This is a genomic window from Streptomyces sp. NPDC048496, assembly GCF_043200055.1.
Classification (GTDB): domain Bacteria; phylum Actinomycetota; class Actinomycetes; order Streptomycetales; family Streptomycetaceae; genus Streptomyces.
Genome location: NZ_JBICXB010000039.1, coordinates 21,499 through 42,581 on the forward strand (window position 1 = coordinate 21,499; position 21,083 = coordinate 42,581).

Genomic DNA, 21,083 nt, shown 5'->3' on the forward strand with positions numbered 1-21,083 from the left:
CGACGTTTCGGCTCGGCGAGGCCTTACGGCCTCCCCAGGTTTCAGTTCGCCGGGGCCTTCGTGCGCAGGACCTTCAGGAACTCGCGCATCCACGCCGAGTGGTCCGGCCAGGCGCGGGACGAGATCAGGGTGCCGTCCACCACCGCTTCGTGGTCCTCGAAGGTGGCACCCGCCGCCTGCATGTCGAGTTCCAGTGCGGGGTAGGCCGTGACGCGGCGGCCGCTCAGTTCGCCGATCGCCGCAGTCAGCAGAGGGCCGTGACAGATCTGGGCGACCGGCCTGTCCGAGTCGAAGAAGGCCTTGAGGATCTTGCGGAGCTCGGCGTCGTTGCGCAGGTACTCGGGGGCGCGTCCGCCCGGGATGACCAGGGCGGCGTAGTCTCCGGCGTCGACCTCGGAGAACGCCAGGTCGGCCGGCCAGGTGTAGCCGGGCTTCTCGGTGTACGTGTCGAAGCCGGGCTCGAAGTCGTGGACGACGAAGCGGAGCGTCTTGCGGGCGGGGGCCGCGATATGGACGTCGTACCCCTCCTCGCGCAGCCGCTGGTACGGGTACAGGACTTCCAGGGACTCGGCGGCGTCGCCGGTGACGATCAGGACCTTCGGTGCCATGGTGCGGGCTCCCCTCGCGCGGACGTCTGCGTCAAGCGTGCATCTGCCCGTTGCGCGCTGTCCAGAGTGTCAAAGTTCGGGGCCTTCTTTTGTACACATACGGCTCATGACGGTTCCGGGTACCGGCGAGATAGCCTGGACCCGTGATCAGCGCGATACGCCTCGGGGGCAGCGAAGCCCCCGGCCTGCGCCCGGAGTGCCACCGTGCCCGGGCGATCACTGATCCCCTCGTCCCGGACCCGCTGCCGAAAATGGCGAATATGGTCCCGGGCATCTCTCGTAGCGGCATAGCGTCGTCTCAGACCGGAAACCCCGTGTCGTGGCGGTACGTCGCTTTTTTCACCTACGTCACGCAACGGCGCGCGACAGGAGCCAGAGGACATGCAGACCAAGCTGGACGAAGCCAAGGCCGAGCTGCTCGCACGGGCGGCCCGGGTAGCTGACAACAGTCCGGGCGGTGGTGTCGGCGGCCCGGGCGGTACCCCCCGGGTGCACGTTGAGGGCACCGGGGCCGACGCCACCGGTGCCGGGCAGGACGAGCGTCCGGGCCCGGACGTGCTGCTCTCGTACCTCCAGCGCTACTACCTGCACACCGCTCCGGAGGACCTCGCCGGCCGCGACCCGGTCGATGTCTTCGGTGCTGCTTCCTCCCACTACCGGCTCGCGGAGAACCGCCCGCAGGGCACCGCGAACGTCCGGGTGCACACCCCGACCGTCGAGGAGAACGGCTGGACGTCCAGCCACTCCGTCGTCGAGGTCGTCACCGACGACATGCCGTTCCTGGTCGACTCCGTCACCAATGAGCTGTCCCGGCAGGGGCGCGGCATCCATGTCGTGATCCACCCGCAGGTCGTCGTCCGTCGCGATGTCACCGGCAAGCTCATCGAGGTCCTTGCCGAGGGCAACGGCCTCTCTGCCGGCCAGCAGGGCCGCAAGGGCGCCAACGGGACCACGCACGCGCTGCCGCACGACGCGCTCGTCGAGTCCTGGATCCACGTCGAGATCGACCGCGAGACCGACCGCTCCGACCTCAAGCAGATCTCCCTGGATCTGCTCCGCGTGCTGTCCGACGTACGGGAGACCGTCGAGGACTGGGACAAGATGCGCGACGCCGCGCTGCGCATCGCCGACGACCTGCCGGGCGAGCCGCTCGACGAGCTCGCCGACGAAGAGGTGAACGAGGCCCGGGAGCTGCTGCGCTGGCTCTCCGCCGACCACTTCACCTTCCTCGGTTACCGCGAGTACGAGCTGAAGGACGGCGACGCACTGGCCGCCGTCCCCGGCACCGGCCTCGGCATCCTGCGCTCCGACCCGCACCACAGCGAGGACGAGGCGCACCCGGTCAGCCCGTCCTTCGACCGGCTGCCCGCCGACGTCCGCGCCAAGGCCCGCGAGCACAGGCTGCTGATCCTCACCAAGGCGAACAGCCGGTCGACCGTGCACCGCCCCAGCTACCTCGACTACGTGGGCGTGAAGAAGTTCGACACCGACGGCAATGTCATCGGTGAGCGCCGCTTCCTCGGACTGTTCTCGTCCGCCGCCTACACCGAGTCCGTGCGCCGGGTGCCCGTCATCCGCCGCAAGGTCGCCGAGGTCCTGGAGGGCGCGGGCTTCTCGCCCAACAGCCACGACGGGCGCGATCTGGTGCAGATCCTGGAGACGTACCCGCGCGACGAGCTCTTCCAGACGCCCGTCGACCAGCTGCGCTCCATCGTCACGTCGGTGCTGTACCTCCAGGAGCGGCGCCGGCTGCGCCTCTACCTCCGCCAGGACGAGTACGGGCGCTACTACTCCGCGATCGTCTACCTGCCGCGCGACCGCTACACCACCGGTGTGCGGCTCCGGCTGATCGACATCCTGAAGGAGGAGCTGGCCGGCACCAGCGTCGACTTCACCGCCTGGAACACGGAGTCGATCCTCTCCCGGCTGCACTTCGTCGTCCGTGTCGCACCCGGCACCGAGCTGCCCGACCTGACCGGCGCCGAGGCCGAACGCATCGAGGCGCGTCTCGTCGAGGCCGCCCGCTCCTGGGCCGACGGCTTCCAGGAGGCGCTGACCGCCGAGTGCGGTGAGGAGCGCGCCGCCGAACTGCTGCGCCACTACGGTCACTCGTTCCCCGAGGGCTACAAGGCTGATCACACGTCGCGCGCCGCCGTCGCCGACCTGGTCCACCTCGAAGCGCTGAAGAAGGACGGGAAGGACTTCGCGCTCAGCCTGTACGAGCCGGTCGGCGCAGGCCCCGGTGAGCGCCGCTTCAAGATCTACCGGACGGGTGAGCAGGTCTCCCTCTCCGCCGTTCTCCCCGCGCTCCAGCGGCTCGGGGTCGAGGTCGTCGACGAGCGTCCGTACGAGCTGCGCTGCGCGGACCGTACGCACGCCTGGATCTACGACTTCGGGCTGCGGATGCCGCAGGTCAACGGCAGCGGCACCTACCTCGCCGACGACGCCCGCGATCGATTCCAGGACGCGTTCGCCGCGGTGTGGACCGGGCAGGCCGAGAACGACGGCTTCAACTCCCTGGTGCTCGGCGCCGGTCTGAACTGGCGGCAGGCGATGGTCCTGCGCGCCTACGCGAAGTACCTGCGGCAGGCCGGTTCGACCTTCAGCCAGGACTACATGGAGGACACCCTCCGTAACAACGTCCACACCACCCGGCTGCTGATCTCCCTCTTCGAGGCCCGGATGTCGCCCGGTCGGCAGAGCGCCGGCACGGAGCTGACCGACGGTCTCCTCGAAGAGCTCGACGGGGCGCTCGACCAGGTCGCCTCGCTCGACGAGGACCGGATCCTGCGGTCCTTCCTCACCGTCATCAAGGCGACCCTGCGCACGAACTTCTTCCAGACGGCGGACAGCGGCAAGCCGCACGCGTACGTCTCGATGAAGTTCGACCCGCAGGCCATCCCGGACCTTCCGGCGCCCCGCCCGGCGTTCGAGATCTGGGTGTACTCGCCGCGCGTCGAGGGTGTCCACCTGCGCTTCGGCAAGGTCGCCCGCGGTGGTCTGCGCTGGTCGGACCGGCGGGAGGACTTCCGTACGGAGATCCTCGGCCTGGTCAAGGCACAGATGGTGAAGAACACCGTCATCGTGCCGGTCGGCGCCAAGGGCGGCTTCGTCGCCAAGCAGCTGCCGGACCCGGCCGTCGACCGTGACGCCTGGATGGCCGAGGGCATCGCCTCGTACCGGACATTCATCTCGGCGCTGCTCGACATCACCGACAACCTGGTGGCCGGCGAGGTCGTGCCGCCCGTCGACGTCGTGCGCCACGACGAGGACGACACGTACCTCGTCGTCGCCGCCGACAAGGGCACCGCGAGCTTCTCCGACATCGCCAACGAGGTCGCCGTCGGGTACGGCTTCTGGCTCGGCGACGCGTTCGCCTCCGGTGGTTCCGCCGGTTACGACCACAAGGGCATGGGCATCACCGCCCGCGGCGCCTGGGAGTCCGTGAAGCGGCATTTCCGCGAGCTCGGCCACGACACCCAGACCGAGGACTTCACGGTCGTCGGCGTCGGCGACATGTCCGGTGACGTGTTCGGCAACGGCATGCTGCTCTCCGAGCACATCCGGCTCGTCGCCGCGTTCGACCACCGGCACATCTTCCTCGACCCGACCCCGGACGCCGCCGCCTCGTACGCCGAGCGGCGCCGCCTCTTCGACCTGCCGCGCAGCTCCTGGGCCGACTACAGCAAGGACCTGCTCTCCGCGGGCGGCGGCATCCACCCCCGTACCGCGAAGTCGATCCCGGTCAACGCGCACGTCCGCGAGGCGCTCGGCATCGAGTCGGGGGTCACCAAGATGACGCCCGCCGACCTGATGCAGACCATCCTCAAGGCGCCCGTCGACCTGGTGTGGAACGGCGGCATCGGCACGTACATCAAGTCGTCGGCCGAGTCGAACGCGGACGTCGGCGACAAGGCCAACGACGCGATTCGCGTCAACGGCCAGGACCTGCGGGCCAAGGTCGTCGGCGAGGGCGGCAACCTCGGCGCGACCCAGCTCGGCCGGATCGAGTTCGCCCGGGGCGGCGGCCGGATCAACACCGACGCGATCGACAACAGCGCCGGTGTGGACACCTCCGACCACGAGGTGAACATCAAGATCCTGCTCAACGGACTGGTCCGGGACGGCGACATGACCGTCAAGCAGCGCAACAAGCTGCTTGCGGACATGACCGACGAGATCGGCCGTCTGGTGCTGCGCAACAACTACGCGCAGAACACCGCGCTCGCCAACTCCGTCACCCAGTCCGCCTCCCTGCTCCACGCCCAGCAGCGCTTCATGCGCCGCCTGGGCCGCGACGGGCACCTGGACCGTGCGCTGGAGTTCCTGCCCACCGACCGGCAGATCCGGGAGCTGCTGAACAGCGGCAAGGGGCTCACCCAGCCCGAGCTCGCCGTACTGCTGGCCTACACGAAGATCACCGCATCCGACGAGCTGATCCGGACCAGCCTGCCGGACGACCCGTACCTGCAGAAGCTGCTGTACGCCTACTTCCCGGATCAGCTGCGCGCGCAGTTCCCCGAGGCGGTCGACGGACACGCGCTGCGTCGCGAGATCATCACCACGGTGCTGGTCAACGACACGGTGAACACCGGTGGTTCGACCTTCCTGCACCGGCTGCGGGAAGAGACCGGCGCATCGATCGAGGAGATCGTGCGGGCGCAGGCCGCAGCCCGCGAGATCTTCGGCCTGGGCCAGGTGTGGGACGCCGTCGAGGCGCTCGACAACAAGGTCGCCGCCGGTGTGCAGACCCGTATCAGGCTGCACTCGCGTCGGCTCGTCGAGCGCGGCTCGCGCTGGCTGCTCGGCAACCGGCCGCAGCCGCTGGAGATCGCCGGGACGATCGGCTTCTTCAAGGACGGCGTCGACCAGGTCTGGGCCGAGCTGCCCAAGATGCTGAAGGGCGCCGACGAGGAGTGGTACCAGTCGATCCTGGACGAGCTCACCGAGGCGGGCGTCCCGGACGAGCTGGCGCAGCGCGTCGCCGGGTTCTCCTCCGCCTTCCCGGCGCTCGACATCGTGGCGATCGCGGAGCGCGTCGGCAAGGACCCGCTCGCTGTCGCGGAGGTCTACTACGACCTCGCGGACCGGCTGGGCATCGCCCAGCTGATGGACCGGATCATCGAGCTGCCGCGGAGCGACCGCTGGCAGTCCATGGCCCGTGCCTCCATCCGTGAGGACCTGTACGCCGCGCATGCCGCGCTCACCGCGGATGTGCTCAGCGTGGGCAACGGGACGTCGACGCCGCCGGAGCGGTTCGGGGCGTGGGAGGAGAAGAACGCGGCGATCCTGACGCGTTCGCGCTCCACGCTGGAGGAGATCCAGGGGTCGGACGCGTTCGACCTGGCGAACCTGTCGGTGGCCATGCGGACGATGCGGACGCTGCTGCGTACGCACGGCTGATCGGGCGGCGGTTGTACGGAAGGGGGGCGCCCGGGGCTTTCGGCCCGGGGCGCCCCCCTTCGGTTCGGGTGCGCTTACGGCCTCCCCCGCGACAGGGGGCCCACTCCCTGTCGCGGGGGAGGCCGTTACTTCTTGGCGGCGGTGAACTTCTCGTACGCGGCGACGACGTCCTTCGCCGGACCGTCCATCCGCAGCGTTCCCGCCTCCAGCCAGATCGCCCGGTCGCAGGTCTCGGTGATCGACTTGTTGCTGTGGCTGACCAGGAAGACCGTGCCCGCTTCCTCGCGCAGCTCGATGATGCGCTCCTTGCTGCGCCGCTGGAACTTGGCGTCGCCCGTGGACAGCGCCTCGTCGATCAGCAGGACGTCATGGCTCTTGGCGGCGGCGATGGAGAAGCGCAGCCGGGCGCCCATGCCCGAGGAATACGTCCGCATCGGGAGGGTGATGAAATCGCCCTTCTCGTTGATGCCGGAGAAGCTGACGATCTGCTCGTAGCGCTCGCGGATCTCCGCGCGGGTCATGCCCATCGCGAGCCCGCCGAGGATGACGTTCCGCTCGCCGGTCAGATCGCTCATCAGGGCCGCGTTGACGCCGAGCAGCGACGGCTGGCCCTGGGTGTGGACCCGGCCCTTCGACGGCGGCAGCAGACCCGCGATCGCCTTCAGCAACGTCGACTTCCCGGAGCCGTTGGAGCCGATCAGGCCGATCGCCTCGCCCTTGTACGCGGCGAAGCTGACACCCTTCACGGCGTGCACCTCGCGTACTCCGGGGGTTTGCCGCCGCGAGGCGATCCGGCTGAGGGCGGAGGTGGCGCTGCCCCTTCCGCTACGGGCGCCATTGACCTTGTACGTGACGTGGACGTCGTCGACGACGACGGTCGGGACCCGCTCGTCGGTGCCCTTCATGTTCTCAGCCACGTCCGTACAGCTCCTCGGCCTTCCAGAAGTACACGAAGCCGCCGACCCCGCACACGAGCGCCCAGCCCGCGGCGACGGCCCATGCATGCGGGGGCAGCTGGGACCCGCTGAAACTCTCGATCAGGGCGAACCGCACCAGGTCGATGAAGACGGCGGCCGGATTGCACTCCAGCGCGACCTTCACGAGGTGCGGGACCCGGTCTCCCTTGAGCAGCGCGTCCATGCTCCACATGACGCCGGAGGCGTACATCCAGGTGCGCAGGACGAACGGCGTCAGCTGGGCGATGTCCGGGGTCCGGGCGGCCAGCCGTGCCACCACCATCGAGATGCCGGTGTTGAACACGGCCTGCAGGAAGAGCGCCGGAATGGCCAGCAGCCAGGACGGCTGCGGGAACTGCCCGCACCCGACGAGGATCAGCACCAGCGCGCCCAGCGAGAACAGCAGCTGCTGGAGCTGCTGCAGGGCCAGGGCGATCGGCAGCGAGGCGCGCGGGAAGTGCAGGGCCCGTACGAGGCCGAGGTTGCCGCTGATCGCGCGGGTGCCCGCAGTGATCGAGCTGCTGGTGAAGGTCCAGACGAAGACGCCCGTGACGAGGAACGGCACGAAGTCCTCGACGTTGAGCTTCGTGTTCATCAGGACGCCGAAGATGAAGTAGTAGACCGTCGCGTTGAGCAGCGGGGTCATGATCTGCCAGATCTGGCCGAGCTTCGCCTGACTGTACTGGGCGGTGAGCTTGGCGGTGGCGAACGCCGTGATGAAGTGCCTGCGCCCCCACAGCTGCCGGATGTAGGCGCCCAGGGTCGGCCGGGCGCCGCTCACGGTCAGCCCGTGCCGGGCCGCGAGCGCCGCGAGCTCGCCCGGTTCGTACACCGGGTGGAGCGCGTGGGCGGGGACCGCATCGGTCACCGCCTGGGCACATGCGGCCGGCGGGGTCGCTGAGGCTGTTGTCTGGCTCACCACGATCGCTTTCGACGGGAGGACAGGAACAATCGCGATCGTCGGAACGGAACCGTATCGTCGCTACGTCGAGGTTAAGGCGCGAGGACGTCGCAACGCAACCGTTTCGTCGTTACGGACTATCATTCTGGCCATGACCACCGACCCCGGAACCCGCCGTCGCGTACCCGCCGGAGCCGCTGTGCTGCGCGAGGACGTCACCGATGCCATTCGCAGCGCCGTTTTCGAGGAACTGGCGGCGGTCGGCTTCGCCCGGATGTCGATCGAGGGCATCGCCCGGCGCGCGGGCGTCGGCAAGACCGCCGTCTACCGCCGCTGGAAGTCCAAGCTGGCGCTGGTTCTCGACCTGGTCTCCGCCGTCGCGGTCCAGGGCATGCCGGCACCGGCCACCGGTTCGCTGTACGGGGACGTCCGCGCAGTCCTGCAGCTGGCCGCCTACGCCCTGCGTCACCCCGTCGCCTCGCAGGTCATCCCGGACCTGCTGGTCGAGGCGGCACGCAACCCGGAGATCTCGGACACGATCAAGGCGGCCCTGCTGGACCCGCAGCAGGGCATCGCCGCCGTGGTCGTCCGGGACGCCGTCGCCCGCGGCGAGCTGCCCGAGGGCAGCGACCCGGACCGCGCGCTGGACCTGATCGTCGGACCGCTCTACTGGCGGCTCGCGGTCGTCCGCGGCGAGCTGCCCAAGGGGTACCTGGACGATCTCGCCGCCTCGGCGGTCGCCGCCCTCAAGAAGAACTGACCGCCCCCTCCGCCGCCAGCAGCCGGTCCACGACCCTGGCCGCCGCCCCGCCAGGCCCGCGCCCCGTCGCACGTCAGCACCAGCGACTTCGGCCGCGCACCCCCGCGCTCCGCGCAGCTGCACGGCGCCTGTGTGATCGACGTGACCGGGCACCCGTCCGTCGAGGAACTCTGCCTCGCCTCCGACGTGTTGATCACCGACTGCTGGTCCCTGAATGTTCGACCACGCCTGTCCGGACCGCCCGATCGTCAGCTACGCCCCGGACCGGGCCGCCTACCGGGCCTCGCGCGGCACCTACTTCGACCTGCTGTCCGGCCGCCGCCCCGGCGACACCCCGGGCGCCGCCGCCACCACCGAGGACGAACTGCTCGAGGTGTTCAGGTCGGGGGAGCGACGGTCGGCGGAGGCCACCGCGCTCCGGGCCGCGTTCCGGGGGCGGTTCTGTCCGTACGACGACGGGCGCGCCGCCGAACGCGTGGTCCGACGACTGTTCCTGGACGGCGCCTAATGTCACACGTTCGAGGCCGTAACCGGTGACCCCCGGGCGTTCGCGGGGTTGAGCCGTACGGACAACCAGGCCCCCGATGAACGGACGTGCTCAACATGCCGCCACGGCTCAGTGTCGTCGTCCCCGTCCACAACGTCGAGCTCTACCTGACGGACTGCCTGAAGTCCCTCGCGGAGCAGACCATGGCCGATCTGGAGGTGGTGATGGTCGACGACGGATCCACCGACGACAGTGCCGCCCTGGCCACCGCATTCGCCGCGCAGGACAGCCGCTTCCGGCTGGTCAGCCAGAAGAACGGCGGACTCGGGCACGCCCGCAACACCGGTGTCCGCAACTGCGATCCGGGCAGCAGCTACCTCGCCTTCGTCGACAGCGACGACATCCTTCCGCCCCGCGCGTACGAACTCCTCGTCAGCGCACTCGACGAGACCGGCTCCGACCTCGCGTCCGGCAATGTGCTCCGGCTGCGCGCCTCCGGCAAGCTCCAGCAGTCGCCCAACTTCCGCAAACCCATGGCGAGCACCCGGCTGCGCACCCACATCTCCCGCGACTGGGACCTGGCCGCCGACCGGATCGCCTGCAACAAGGTCTTCCGCCGGTCCTTCTGGAACGAGCACGCCTTCGCCTTCCCGGTCGGCGCCCTCTACGAGGACATTCCCGTCGTCCTCCCCGCCCACTTCCTGGCCCGCACCGTCGACATCGTCAAGGACCCCGTCTACCACTGGCGCGACCGGGCGGGCTCGATCACCACCCGCCGCGCCGTCGTCCGCGGCATCCAGGACCGGGCCTCGCACGTACTGGGCGTCTCCACCTTCCTCGACGAGCACCGCAGCGCCGCCGACAAGCGCCGCTACGAGGCGCATGTCCTCGCCAACGACCTCTGGTACTTCATGGAGGCGCTGCCCGACGGCGACGACGAGTACCGCCGCGCCTTCCTCACGTACGCCAACGAGTTCACCGACCAGGTCGACCCCACCGTCCTCGACGGACTGCCGCTGCGCCTGCGCCTGATGTGGCACCTCGTACGCGAACGGCGCACCGACGAACTGCTGGCGCTGCTCGCCCACGACAAGGCCGAACCGGGCGCGTTCGCCGTACGGGGCGTGCGGCGCCGCACCGCCTCGTACCCGGGACTGACGCGGCCCGTGCCACGGTCGGTGCTGCGCGTCGGCGACCGGGACCTGCCGCTCACCGCCCGGCTGCGCGAGGCCCATTGGCAGGGCGGACAGCTGCACCTCAAGGGGTACGCCTACATCCGCAACCTGCCCGCCGCCTCGCGGCGCAGCGAGTTCAGGGCGGGCTGGCTGCGGGCCGGCAGACGGCATCTCGTGCCGCTGCGGCTGCGTACCGTCGACGAGCCGGAGGCCACCGCACGCTCCCGGCAGAGCCTGCACGACTACGACCGGTCCGGCTTCGAGACGGTCGTCGACCCGGCCAGGCTCCGGATCGATCCCGGCGGCCCTGCCGAACGGCTCACCTGGCGGCTCGAAATCGGCATCGCCGGGCACGGGATGCTGCGCCGCTCCGACGTCTCCACCGATGAGGCGGCGGCGGCGCCGCCCGTGCACCGGCCGGACGGTGACCACCGGATCGTGCCCGCCTTCGAGAGTGGCAATCTGGTGCTGCACGCCGAGCGGATCGACGCCCGGTTCGAGACGCACCGGGAGGGCGACGCGGGTGACGGGACACGCACCGTGGTGATCGACGGCATGATCCGCGACCGCCTCGGCACGGGCCCGTTGCGGATCGGCCTCACCCACCGGCCCTCCGGCACCTCCTTCGACTGTCCGGCGGCGGTCCACGAGGGCGCCGTGCCGTCGGCGGCGGGCTGGCGGCGCTTCACCGCCGAGATCCCGCTCGGCGCGTTGACCGCTGCCCGGCCGCCGACGGGCGCGGGCACCGTCCCGTACAGCCTCCACCTCGTCGGACCGGACGGCCGCCGGACACCGATCGATGTGCCGGGTCCCGTCCTGCCGGGCCGCTACCCGGTCGCGCGCGGCGCGGACGGCGGCAGGCGGGAGCTCGCTCTCACCGCCACCTCCCGCGGCAATCTGCTGATCAGCGACCGGACCGTACAGCCCGTCTGCGAGCTGGCGAGCTGGACCGAGGACGGCCTGCTGCTTCTGGAGGGCACCTTCCCCGACGACCCGGACCGCCCCGTCGAGCTGGTCGCCCGGCACAGCGGACACCGGGAGGAGGCCGTGTTCGCGGTGGCCCTCTCCGGACCCGCCGAGGCGCGCCGGTTCCGGGCCGAGCTGCGGCCGGACGCCGTCGAGGCACCCGGCGGGGCACTGCCGCTCGGCGAGGGCCACTGGTACCTCTTCCTCCGCGAGAAGGGTGCCACCGACGACGCGCTCGACCTGCCGCTGCGCATCCCGACCGCCGCCCACCGCACCCTCCCCGCCACGCGAACCCTTGAGGGGCGCCGGTACGCCGTCGAGCGGCGCTACCACGACCAGCTGCTCATCGACTGCGCGTCGGTGCTCACCGCCGCCGAACGCGGCGTCCGCGGCAAGCGGCTGCTGCGCGAGGCGTACGGACGGCAGCGCACGGCGGCACCCCTGCGCGAGGCCGTGCTCTACAGCAGCTTCGACGGCCGCCAGTACTCCGACTCACCGCGGGCGATCTACGAGGAACTGGCCGCCCGCACGAACGAATTCGAGCACCTGTGGGTCGTCCGTGATCAGCAGGCCCGCATCCCGGCGGGCGCCACCGCCGTCGTCCACGGCTCCGCCGCCTGGCACGAGGCGCTGGCCCGCAGCCGTCACATCGTCACCAACACCCAGCTGCCCGACTGGTTCGAACGGCGCGACGGCCAGACCGTCGTGCAGACCTGGCACGGCACCCCCCTCAAGCGCATCGGCCTCGACCTCGCGGGCACCGCCCAGGCCAACGCCGCCTACATCGCCACCATTGAGCAGCGTGCGAGTCAGTGGAGCGTCCTCGTTTCCCCGAACAGCTTCTCCACCCCCGTCCTGCGGCGCTCCTTCGGCTACCGGGGGGAGATGCTGGAGTGCGGCTACCCCCGCAACGACCTCTTCCACGCCTCGGACCGCACCAAGGTGGCCGCCTCGGTGCGGGAGCGGCTGGGGATCCCTTCGGGCAGGCGGGTCGTGCTGTACGCGCCGACCTGGCGCGAGGACCGGCCGCAGGGCGGCGGCAGGTATGCCCTGGACCTGCAGCTCGATCTGGCGGCCGCCGAACGGGAACTCGGTTCCGACAGCGTGCTGTTGGTGCGCCGCCACTATCTGGTCACCGACCGGCTCCCGGACACCGGAAGCGGCTTCGTGCGGGACGTCTCGCGCTACGGGGACGTCGGCGAGCTGATGCTGATCAGCGACGCGCTGGTCACCGACTACTCCTCGCTGATGTTCGACTTCGCGCAGACCGGACGCCCGATGCTGTTCCACACGTACGACCTGGCCCACTACCGCGACACCCTGCGCGGCTTCTGTTTCGACTTCGAGCACCGCGCCCCCGGTCCCCTGATCCCCGACTCCGCCGACCTCGTCGAGGCGCTGCGGGATCCGGTCCGGGCGACCGAGGGACACGCGCAGGCGTACGAGGCGTTTCGGCGGGACTTCTGCGATCTCGACGACGGGCACGCGGCGCGGCGGGTGGTCGACCGGATGCTCTAGGCGGCGCGACCGGTGTTCCCGGGTGCCGGCCCCCGTACACCGGGGGGACCGGCATCGGGCTCGGTCGTGAAGCGGCGATGAACGCGAACGGGCTCGTGGGAATGCGGGCTGCATGGACCGTTCGAGTGATTCGCGCCATCCGGTGCGGGTGCTGTTGAGCAGGTAATCGATTCCCGTCCCACTTAAGTATGTTGATCGGTGCGCTGTATAGCGGCCTCAGGTTGCTATGTTCTGTTTTCATGGGTATCCGAATGCGGTGCGACACCTGGAGCGTACGACGCGCAAGAGCTGTCGTGCTCTTCACCGCAGCCGTCGGGCTGCTCGTCAGAATGCTGATCGCGGCAAACAAGCCGGGCCCCGCCGACGTGCGCATCTTCCAAGGTTTCGCAAAGGCCATCACTGTTTACGGCCCCATTCGCATTTATGAGCAGCCGCTGCCCGGCCTGCCCGTCTACAACCATCCGCCGCTGGCCGGATGGATGCTTCTCGGGTTGAACGAACTTGCCAAACTCGGAATTCCGTTCGGGACGCTGATCCGATCACCTGCCTCGATCGCCGACTTCTTCTGCGCGCTCGTCGTGTTCGAAATCGTCCGGCGGCGCGGCTCTCTCCGTACCGCGGTCGCCTGCGGAGCGGGCGTGGCCCTCAGCCCCGTACTGATCGCCACCTCCGGGTACCACGGCAACACCGACGCGGTTGCCATCACCTTCGCCCTCGCCGCCGGGTATCTGCTGGCCGACCGGAAGGCGCCGCTGGCCGCGGGGGTGGCCGCCGCGCTCTCCATCAGCGTCAAGTTCATCCCTGTCGTGGTGATCCCCGCGCTGTTCGTCGTCGCGCTGCGCGGCGGGCGGCCGGTGTTCGTCCGCTTCACGGCGGGGTTCACCGCCCTGGTCGCCCTCGTCTGGGGGCCGGTCCTGGTGACCGTGCCGGAGAACCTCAAGGAGAACGTCCTGGAGTACGCGGGCGGCAACTATCGCCTCTGGGGGCTCGTCCGGTTCGCCGATGTGCTCGGTCTGCCGGAGCCGTTCATCGCCTTCATCCGCGGCGAGGGCCACTTCCTCTTCGTGCTGATCTGCGTGGCCGTCGGCGTCTGGCTGGCCTGGGTGCGGCCCGCGCAGCTGCCCGTGGTCGTCGCCGTGACGATGGGCCTGCTGCTCCTCCTCTCCACCGCCTCCGGCCTCCAGTACCTGACCTGGGCGGCAGCCGCGATGTTCGTCATCGGGTTCTGGGAGGGACTCGCGTACAACTGCGTGCTCGGCTGGACGGCCGTCCTCGGCTACCACGGGCGCTCCGCCGTGCGCTGGAGCGAAACGGTGCTGCAGCTCGGCGCCGCCGGGTGGTTCGTCCTCGCGATCGGACTGGTCGCCGGCGTCCGCAAGATCCTTGCCGCCCCGCCGACCGCGCCCTCGTCGACCTCCGTCGAACGGGCGTCGGTCACGGCGCTCCGTGCCTCACAGCCGTCCGGTTCCGCCGGCAACTGACCACACCCGAGCACAACTGGAGAACCTCCCGTGAAGGAAAGCACCAGCCCCAGGATCGGCATCCTGGTGGTCGCGTACAACGCCGAGACGACGCTGGAGAACACCCTCGACCGCATTCCGGAGGATTTCCGGTCCCGGATCTCGGAGGTCCTCATTCTCGACGACGCGAGCCATGACGCGACCTTCACCGCAGGATGCCGCTGGTCCCAGACGGAGGGGATGCCCCGGACCGTCGTGATGCGGCACACCAAGAACCTCGGGTACGGCGGGAACCAGAAGGCCGGATACGCGCTGGCCGCCGAACACGGACTCGACATCATCGTGCTGCTGCACGCCGACGGACAGTACGCCCCCGAATTGCTTCCCGACATGGTCGCCCCCATTGAACGCGGCGAATGCGAAGCCGTGTTCGGATCGCGGATGATGAAGTCCGGCAGCGCCCTCAAGGGCGGCATGCCGATGTACAAATGGCTCGGCAACCGCATTCTCACCCGGCTGGAGAACGGGCTCCTCGGCTCGCAGCTCACCGAATTCCACTCCGGCTACCGCGCCTACAGCGTCGCGGCACTCAAGAAACTGCCGATCGGCCGGAACACCGACGCGTTCGACTTCGACACGCAGATCATCGTCCAGCTGCTCAACGAAGGAATGCGGATCAAGGAGATCCCCGTACCGACGTACTACGGCGACGAGATCTGTTACGTCAACGGCATGAAGTACGCGAAGGATGTCGTCAAGGACGTCCTCGAATACCGCCTCGCCGTCAAGGGGTTCGGTACCTGCGCCTGGATCCCCAAGCCGGTCGAGTACGCCTTCAAGGAGGGCGACGGCTCCTCGCACGCCGTCATCCTGGAGAAGATGCGGGCGCTCCCGCCCGGCCGGGTGCTCGATCTCGGCTGTTCCGGCGGGCTGTTCGCCCAGCGCCTCGAAGCCCTCGGCCACGAAGTGACCGGCGTCGACTACATCGAGGTGCCAGGGGTCCGCGAGAAGTGCACACACTTCCATCTCGCCAACCTGGAGGAGGGGCTGCCCGCCGAGATCGGCGTCGACTTCGACTACGTGGTCGCCGGCGATGTCATCGAGCACCTCTCCCGCCCCGAACGTGTCCTCTCCGAGGTGGCCACCGTGTTGCGGCCGGGCGGCCAGGTGCTGCTCTCCGTGCCGAACTTCAGCCACTGGTACTCACGGCTGCGGGTCGCGCTCGGGATCTTCGACTACGACCGGCGCGGCATCCTCGACGAAACGCATCTGCGTTTCTTCACCCGGGCCAGCCTCCGCCGCACCGTCCGGAACGCGGGCTACGACGTCCTCGACATCGCCTCCACCGGGGCGCCGTTCTGGTCCCTGCTCGGCGGCCGCGGCCCCCTCCCCATGATCCTCAGCGGGCTCTCGAAGCTGCTGACCCGGATCCGGCCGACGCTGTTCGGCTATCAGCACGTCGCACTGCTCACCCCGCATGCGGCCGAGACGATCATCGCTGGAGAGCACGTCGATGTTCAGGACATCCTCAACCGACCGTACGACCCTGCCGACCGGATCGGGGTCTGAGACCGCGGCTCCCGCCGCCTCCGTGCCCGCCCCCTCACGCGCACCCGGGCCGCCGCCCGCCCCCGCAGTCAGGAGCAAGACCTTGACCCTGCCCAGTCTGACGCTGCTCCTGTTCGCCGTGTTCGCGTCGGCGGGCGGCCAGATCATGCTCAAACACGGTATGAAGGGTGCCGCGGCGACGGCCGGGCGCGACGGGGGATCGCTCGTGATCCGCGCCGCGACCAGCCCGTGGGTCATCCTCGGGCTGGTCGTCTTCGCGGTCTCCGCGCTCGCCTGGATGGCGACACTGGCCAAGGTGCCGCTCAGCATCGCGTACCCGTTCAACGCGCTCGGCTACTTGCTGATCGTGATGGCCGGATCGACGGTGCTGCACGAGCGGACCTCGATGTGGACCTGGGGCGGCTCGCTGCTTGTCGTCATCGGACTCGCCACGGTCATGGCGGGCCAGCAACGCTAACGGCCTCCCCCGCGGTCGGGAGCCCACTCCCTACCGTGGGGCAGGCCATAAGGCGCATCCCCGGAGCCGGGTGCGCCATCGATCTCCGGGCGGGACGATCAAGCCCGTCCGGCGATCGATGGCAAACGCCCGCCGGGCGCCGCCGGTTCCCCCAGCAGCACCGCCCGCACCACCCGCTCCGCCGCGTGCCCGTCGTCGTACGGACAGAACCGCGCCCGGAACGCCGCCCGCAGCGCCCCGTTCTCCGCGCTGTCCCAGCTGCCGTCGAGGAAGATCCGGGCCAGCTCCTCCGTACTGGTGGAGACCGCCCCGGGGGTGTCGCCCGGCGACCCGGACAGCAGATCGAAGCAGACCCCGCGGACCGTGCGGTACGTCTCCCAGTCCGGGGCGTGCACCACGATCGGGCGGTCCAGCGCCGCGTAGTCGAACATCACCGACGAGTAGTCCGTCACCAGCGCGTCGGCCGCCAGGCACAGCTCCTCGATCCGCGGATGGTCGCAGACATCGAGGAGAGTCGGACGGTCCGGCAGCCCCGCACCGTCGTAGAAGTAGTGAGCGCGGACCATGATCACGGTGCCGGGGCCGAGCGCATCGGCGAGCCGTTCCAGATCGATCCGGCTGGTGAACGACGCCTCGTAGTCGCGGTGCGTCGGCGCGTACAGCACGGCGCGCTGCCCGGGCCGGATACCGAGCCCGGCCCGGATCTTCGCGATCTGTGCGCCCGTGGCGGTCGTCAGAACGTCATTGCGCGGGTAGCCGGATTCCAGCGAGCGCGCGGCGCTCGGGTAGGCGCGGGCCCACACCTCCGTGGAGTGCGGGTTGGCGGAAACGCTCCAGTCCCACCGGTCGACCCGCTGGAGCAGCCGGTCGAAGTTCAGGCCCTGCGCCGCCGCCGGATATTCCATCTGGTCCAGGCCCATGATTTTCAGTGGGGTGCCGTGGTGGGTCATGACATGGATCTGGCCGGGGCGCTTGACCAGGTGGTCAGGGAAGTTGACGTTGTTGAAGAAGTACGTGGCGCGGGCCAGCAGCGCCCAGTAGCGGCGGGTCCCCGGCACCACGTGGTCGATGCCGGGCGGCACCGCGTCCACCTGGTTCTTCGACACCACCCACACCCCGCGCACTCCGGGAGCCAGCTCCTCGGCCTTGCGGAAGATCGCTTCCGGATTGCAGCTGACGCCGCGGTTCCAGTACGCGGCGTAGACGGCGAGCCCGCGGTCGAGCGGGCGTCTGCGCTGGTACCAGTAGTAGCGCGCGGACAGCGTGCGCTTGGCCAGCGCGCGGAGTACGGCGGGTGCGGAGCGCGCACCCCGGCGCAGGGCGAGCACGGTGTCGAGGGCGCCGAGCGCCACGTACCGGCCGGCGCCGATCAGCTGCGGCCGCAGTCCCTTGGCGCCGCCGGGGAACCGGTGCCCCTCGGGCCGGTGCGTACGGTGGAACGTGGCCACGGACCGTACGTACCGCCTGCGGCGCCGCTTCACCGACGGATACCCGCCGAGGAGTTCCTGGGCGGCCCGGTCGAAGAGCAGGGCGCGCAGCGGGTGCAGCACCGGCCGTTCCCGGAGGAACGTCATCAGCCCGGTGTACGCCTCCACGAGCTGGAGCGGTGTCGTGCCGTCCGTCGGCTCCGACTCGTCGGCGAGGTCCGACAGATAACGCTGTCGGCGGTGTTCGACACAGGCGAGCGGCAGAACGGCGACCGATGCGGCGGTGGCCAGTGTCCGGAGCGCGTACATCCGCTCTCCGTGCTGTCCCGGTCCGAAGGCCAGCTTCTCCGATTCGTGGAGGCTGCGGCGCACGGCCCGGTTCCAGGAGACCGGGGCGATGTCGAGAAGCCCGGAATGCTCGGCGAGGGTGAGCCGGCCCGCGGGCAGTTCGCCCAGCAACTCCAGCGACCGGGTCGGCTGGGGACGGCCGCGGAACGGCCGCTTGTGGTGGCCGAACAGCAGCAGGTCCGGGTCGCCCGTGGCATCGAGCCGGTCGGCGACGGCCTGCAACGCGCCCGGCAACAGGACGAAGTTGCCCTCCAGGAAGAGGAAGTAGTCGCCGAGCGCCCGCTCCGCCCCGGCGTTGCGCCGACCGGCGGCGCCCGCACCCTCGTCCGCCGGGAGGTGAAGGGCCTGCACTCGGTCGTCCCGGGCGGCGAACTCGTCGAGCAGCAGTCCCGAGCCGTCCGGCGCCCCGTCATCGACACCGACCACCTCGATGTCTGTGAACGACTGTGAGAGCACCGACTCCAGGCACTCGCGCAGATGTCCGCGGGCGCGACGGACGGGGATGATGACACTCAGCCGGGGCATACACGCTCTTTCTCGGTCACTGGCACAGTGGGGCAAAGCTGGGAGGAGAGACGGCGATCAGGTCCCGTTGACGGACTGCGTCCCGGCGAGGCCGTGCTCGGCGGGCGCCGCCTGCCGTCCGCCGGAGCGGCCCCGGAAGGCCGGCGGTCCCGGATCCGTGGCGGGCGCACGTACGACGACGGGCACCGGCCGCTGTTCCGCCGGCGGGACCGCGGTCACCTGCACGTCGGTGTCGCCCAGGAAGACCCGGCGCACCACCCGCTCCGCCGCGTGCCCGTCGTCGTACGGACAGAACCGCGCCCGGAACACCGCCCGCAGCTGTGCGGAGCGGGAGCCACGCCAGTGGCCGGTGGCGAAGATGTCGAGCAGCTCGTCCTCGCTGTGCGCGATCGCGCCCGGCGGGCAGGAGTGCAGGTCGAAGTAGGTGCCGCGGGCGGCCTCGTACGCCTCCCGGTCGCTGCTGTGGATGACGATGGGCCGGTCCAGATTGGCGTAGTCGAACATCAGCGACGAGTAGTCCGTGACCAGGGCGTCGGAGGCGAGCGCGACCGCCTCGACCGACGGATGGCCGCTGACGTCGATGATCCGCGGGTGCGGCTCGCGGACCAGCGGAGCCTCGTACGAGTAGTGCGCGCGGGTCAGGATCACAAAGCCCGGACCGAGCTCCCGGACCACCCGCTCCAGGTCGAGGTCGAGGTGCTGGGTGCGCCGGTAGTCGCGGTGGGTGGGGGCGTACAGCAGGGCGGTGGCGCCCTCGGGGACGCCGATCGACTCGCGCAGCCGCGCCACATCGGCGGCGGTGGCCCGGTGGAAGAGGTCGTTGCGCGGATAGCCGTACTCGAGCGTCGTGCAGCCGGCCGATCCCGACGGATACGCCTTCTCCCATACGAGGGTGGAGTGCCGGTTCGCGGAGAGGGAGAAGTCCCACTTGTCGACGTTGGCGAGCAGCCGCTCGAAGTCCATGGAGCGGGCCGCCGCGGGACGGTCCCGAAGGTCCAGGCCCATCGTCTTCAGCGGGGTGCCGTGATGGGTCTGGAGCAGTACCTGGCCGGGCCGCTTCACCAGCCGTCGGTCGAAGTTGACGTTGTTCACCAGGTACGTGGAGCGGGCGAGAGCCTGCCAGTAGCGGTACGTCCCCGGGGCGAGCGGACGGGTCCCGGTGGGGACGGTGTGCGCGTCCTCGGGGCGGCAGATCCAGGACGTGTGCAGCCCGGGCACCAGTTCGCGGGCCTTCGCCTCGATCGCCGCCGGGTTGCAGGCGTAGCCGCGGTGCCAGTACGCGGCGAACACCGCCCGGTCCGCGCGGACCGGCAGCCGCAGCTGGATGCGGTAGTAGGCCTGGAGCGAGGCGGCCCGCGCCACCCGGCGCACGGCCCCGGTGAGCCGGCGCAGCCGCCCGCGCAGCAGCTTGGCGGACCACAGGGCACGGTACGTGCGGTGGGCGCCGACCCGGATCAGTCCGTGGCGCAGCCGGGTGCGGCGCGTGGCGGGCGCGCCGGGGGTGCGGTGGCGGGCGCAGTGGGCGCGGGCTCGGCGGAAGAACTCGGTGCGGCTGCCGTGCGGCAGCCTGCCGCGGGTGGTGAACAGCGTCGAGAAGTGGTCGAGCATCCTGCGGAAGATGAGCGGCCGCCACGCGGCGAGTGCGGGGCGGGCGTCGATGAACGCGAAGACCCGGTCGTACTGGTCGAAGATGTCGAAGTGCTTGCGGCTGGTGGTGGAGAGGATGTTGCCCTGACGCCGCTGCCGGTAGCCGACGCACACCTGGTCGAGGACCGCGATCGAACCGGCGGCCATCAGCACCGGGTAGGTCCAGGGGGTGTCCTCGTAGTAGCCGGGCGGGAAGGTGAACCCCTCGGCCTCGACGAACGTTCGGCGGTACGCCTTGTTCCAGACGACCATCAGGACCTTCAGCAGTCCGGGCCGGTCGGCGAGCGTGAACGTGACAGGGCCGGTCTCGGCGAGATGCTCGGCGAGCGTGTTGCGTACGCTCTCGCCGGTCCAGTACGTCCGGGCGTAGTCGTAGACCAGGACGTCCGGTTCGCCGGTCTCCCCGATCCGGTCGGCGATGGCCCGCAGGGCGCCGGGGGCGAGGGTGTCGTCGCTGTCCAGGAAGATCAGATAGTCGCCGGTGGCCTGCGCGATCCCGGCGTTGCGGGCGAGGCCAAGACCCACGTTCTCCAGCAGGTGCAGGGCCCGTACCCGGCTGTCGCGGGCGGCGAACCCGTCGATGATCGCGCCGCAGGAATCGGGGGAGCAGTCGTCGACCGCGATGATCTCGAAGTCCTCGAAGGACTGGGTCAGCACCGAGTCCAGGCTCTCGTCCAGATACGCCTGAACCTGGTACGCGGGCACGATGACACTGAACCGGGGCACAACACATCCATGGGTCGTTCGCTGGCGCGGGCGGGTGTTCCGCAAACGACCGATGGGGTGGGAAGGTTACGCCGAACGTGGCGTTCGCGCGAAGTGGCAGGTGGGGCGGGTCTCGTTAGGGGTAACGGGACCCGCCCCACGTTGACGTAC

The 21,083-nt window shown here is 70.1% G+C and carries 11 protein-coding genes and 1 pseudogene; 7 read left to right on the forward strand and 5 right to left on the reverse strand.

The window, feature by feature from the left end:
* Positions 1-41 precede the first annotated feature (41 nt).
* A complete protein-coding gene (locus tag ACGFSA_RS27110) occupies positions 42-608 on the reverse strand; it encodes a DJ-1/PfpI family protein (protein WP_393308510.1) in 567 nt (188 codons plus the stop codon).
* Positions 609-989: 381 nt separating this feature from the next.
* Here ACGFSA_RS27110 and ACGFSA_RS27115 point away from each other — a divergent pair, with 381 nt between their 5' ends.
* Positions 990-6,011, forward strand: a complete 5,022-nt coding sequence (locus ACGFSA_RS27115; protein ID WP_393308512.1) for an NAD-glutamate dehydrogenase — start codon at positions 990-992, stop codon at positions 6,009-6,011.
* Between the two features lie 125 nt (positions 6,012-6,136).
* Here ACGFSA_RS27115 and ACGFSA_RS27120 read toward each other — a convergent pair whose 3' ends face one another.
* Positions 6,137-6,916 (reverse strand): ABC transporter ATP-binding protein, encoded by a 780-nt coding sequence (locus ACGFSA_RS27120; protein WP_393308545.1) that lies wholly within the window; start codon positions 6,914-6,916, stop codon positions 6,137-6,139.
* A 4-nt stretch (positions 6,917-6,920) separates the two neighbouring features.
* On the reverse strand, positions 6,921-7,835 hold the full coding sequence (locus ACGFSA_RS27125; RefSeq protein WP_393308514.1) for an ABC transporter permease: 915 nt from the start codon (positions 7,833-7,835) through the stop codon (positions 6,921-6,923).
* Between the two features lie 184 nt (positions 7,836-8,019).
* Between ACGFSA_RS27125 and ACGFSA_RS27130 the strand changes: the two genes are divergently transcribed.
* The 6 genes and pseudogenes from ACGFSA_RS27130 (at position 8,020) to ACGFSA_RS27155 (ending at position 16,260) form a co-directional block, all read left to right on the forward strand.
* Positions 8,020-8,628, forward strand: a complete 609-nt coding sequence (locus ACGFSA_RS27130) for a TetR/AcrR family transcriptional regulator (RefSeq protein WP_393308516.1) — start codon at positions 8,020-8,022, stop codon at positions 8,626-8,628.
* A gap of 123 nt (positions 8,629-8,751) precedes the next feature.
* Positions 8,752-9,136, forward strand: a pseudogene (locus ACGFSA_RS27135) (CDP-glycerol glycerophosphotransferase family protein); the annotation flags it as partial.
* Positions 9,137-9,231: 95 nt separating this feature from the next.
* The gene (locus ACGFSA_RS27140; RefSeq protein ID WP_393308547.1) at positions 9,232-12,774 is read left to right on the forward strand and encodes a CDP-glycerol glycerophosphotransferase family protein; all 3,543 of its coding nucleotides are present in this window, start codon (positions 9,232-9,234) and stop codon (positions 12,772-12,774) included.
* A gap of 251 nt (positions 12,775-13,025) precedes the next feature.
* Entirely contained in the window at positions 13,026-14,255 is a 1,230-nt protein-coding gene (locus ACGFSA_RS27145; protein WP_393308549.1) for a hypothetical protein, read from the forward strand.
* A 30-nt stretch (positions 14,256-14,285) separates the two neighbouring features.
* Positions 14,286-15,803, forward strand: a complete 1,518-nt coding sequence (locus ACGFSA_RS27150) for a methyltransferase domain-containing protein (protein ID WP_393308518.1) — start codon at positions 14,286-14,288, stop codon at positions 15,801-15,803.
* Between the two features lie 82 nt (positions 15,804-15,885).
* Entirely contained in the window at positions 15,886-16,260 is a 375-nt protein-coding gene (locus ACGFSA_RS27155) for a hypothetical protein (protein ID WP_393308520.1), read from the forward strand.
* Positions 16,261-16,358: 98 nt separating this feature from the next.
* On the opposite strand, the gene ACGFSA_RS27160 is transcribed toward ACGFSA_RS27155, so the two are convergent.
* Entirely contained in the window at positions 16,359-18,560 is a 2,202-nt protein-coding gene (locus tag ACGFSA_RS27160; protein WP_393308523.1) for a CDP-glycerol glycerophosphotransferase family protein, read from the reverse strand.
* Positions 18,561-18,617: 57 nt separating this feature from the next.
* Complete coding sequence (locus tag ACGFSA_RS27165) at positions 18,618-20,933, reverse strand: CDP-glycerol glycerophosphotransferase family protein (protein WP_393308525.1); 2,316 nt, start codon at positions 20,931-20,933, stop codon at positions 18,618-18,620.
* Positions 20,934-21,083 lie beyond the last annotated feature (150 nt).

Bases quoted from the DNA above. Each gene is read 5' to 3' on its own strand.
- ACGFSA_RS27110 (WP_393308510.1), bottom strand. From the start codon at position 608: ATGGCACCGAAGGTCCTGATCGTCACCGGCGACGCCGCCGAGTCCCTG.
- ACGFSA_RS27115 (WP_393308512.1), top strand. From the start codon at position 990: ATGCAGACCAAGCTGGACGAAGCCAAGGCCGAGCTGCTCGCACGGGCG.
- ACGFSA_RS27120 (WP_393308545.1), bottom strand. From the start codon at position 6,916: ATGAAGGGCACCGACGAGCGGGTCCCGACCGTCGTCGTCGACGACGTC.
- ACGFSA_RS27130 (WP_393308516.1), top strand. From the start codon at position 8,020: ATGACCACCGACCCCGGAACCCGCCGTCGCGTACCCGCCGGAGCCGCT.
- ACGFSA_RS27140 (WP_393308547.1), top strand. From the start codon at position 9,232: ATGCCGCCACGGCTCAGTGTCGTCGTCCCCGTCCACAACGTCGAGCTC.
- ACGFSA_RS27145 (WP_393308549.1), top strand. From the start codon at position 13,026: ATGCGGTGCGACACCTGGAGCGTACGACGCGCAAGAGCTGTCGTGCTC.
- ACGFSA_RS27160 (WP_393308523.1), bottom strand. From the start codon at position 18,560: ATGCCCCGGCTGAGTGTCATCATCCCCGTCCGTCGCGCCCGCGGACAT.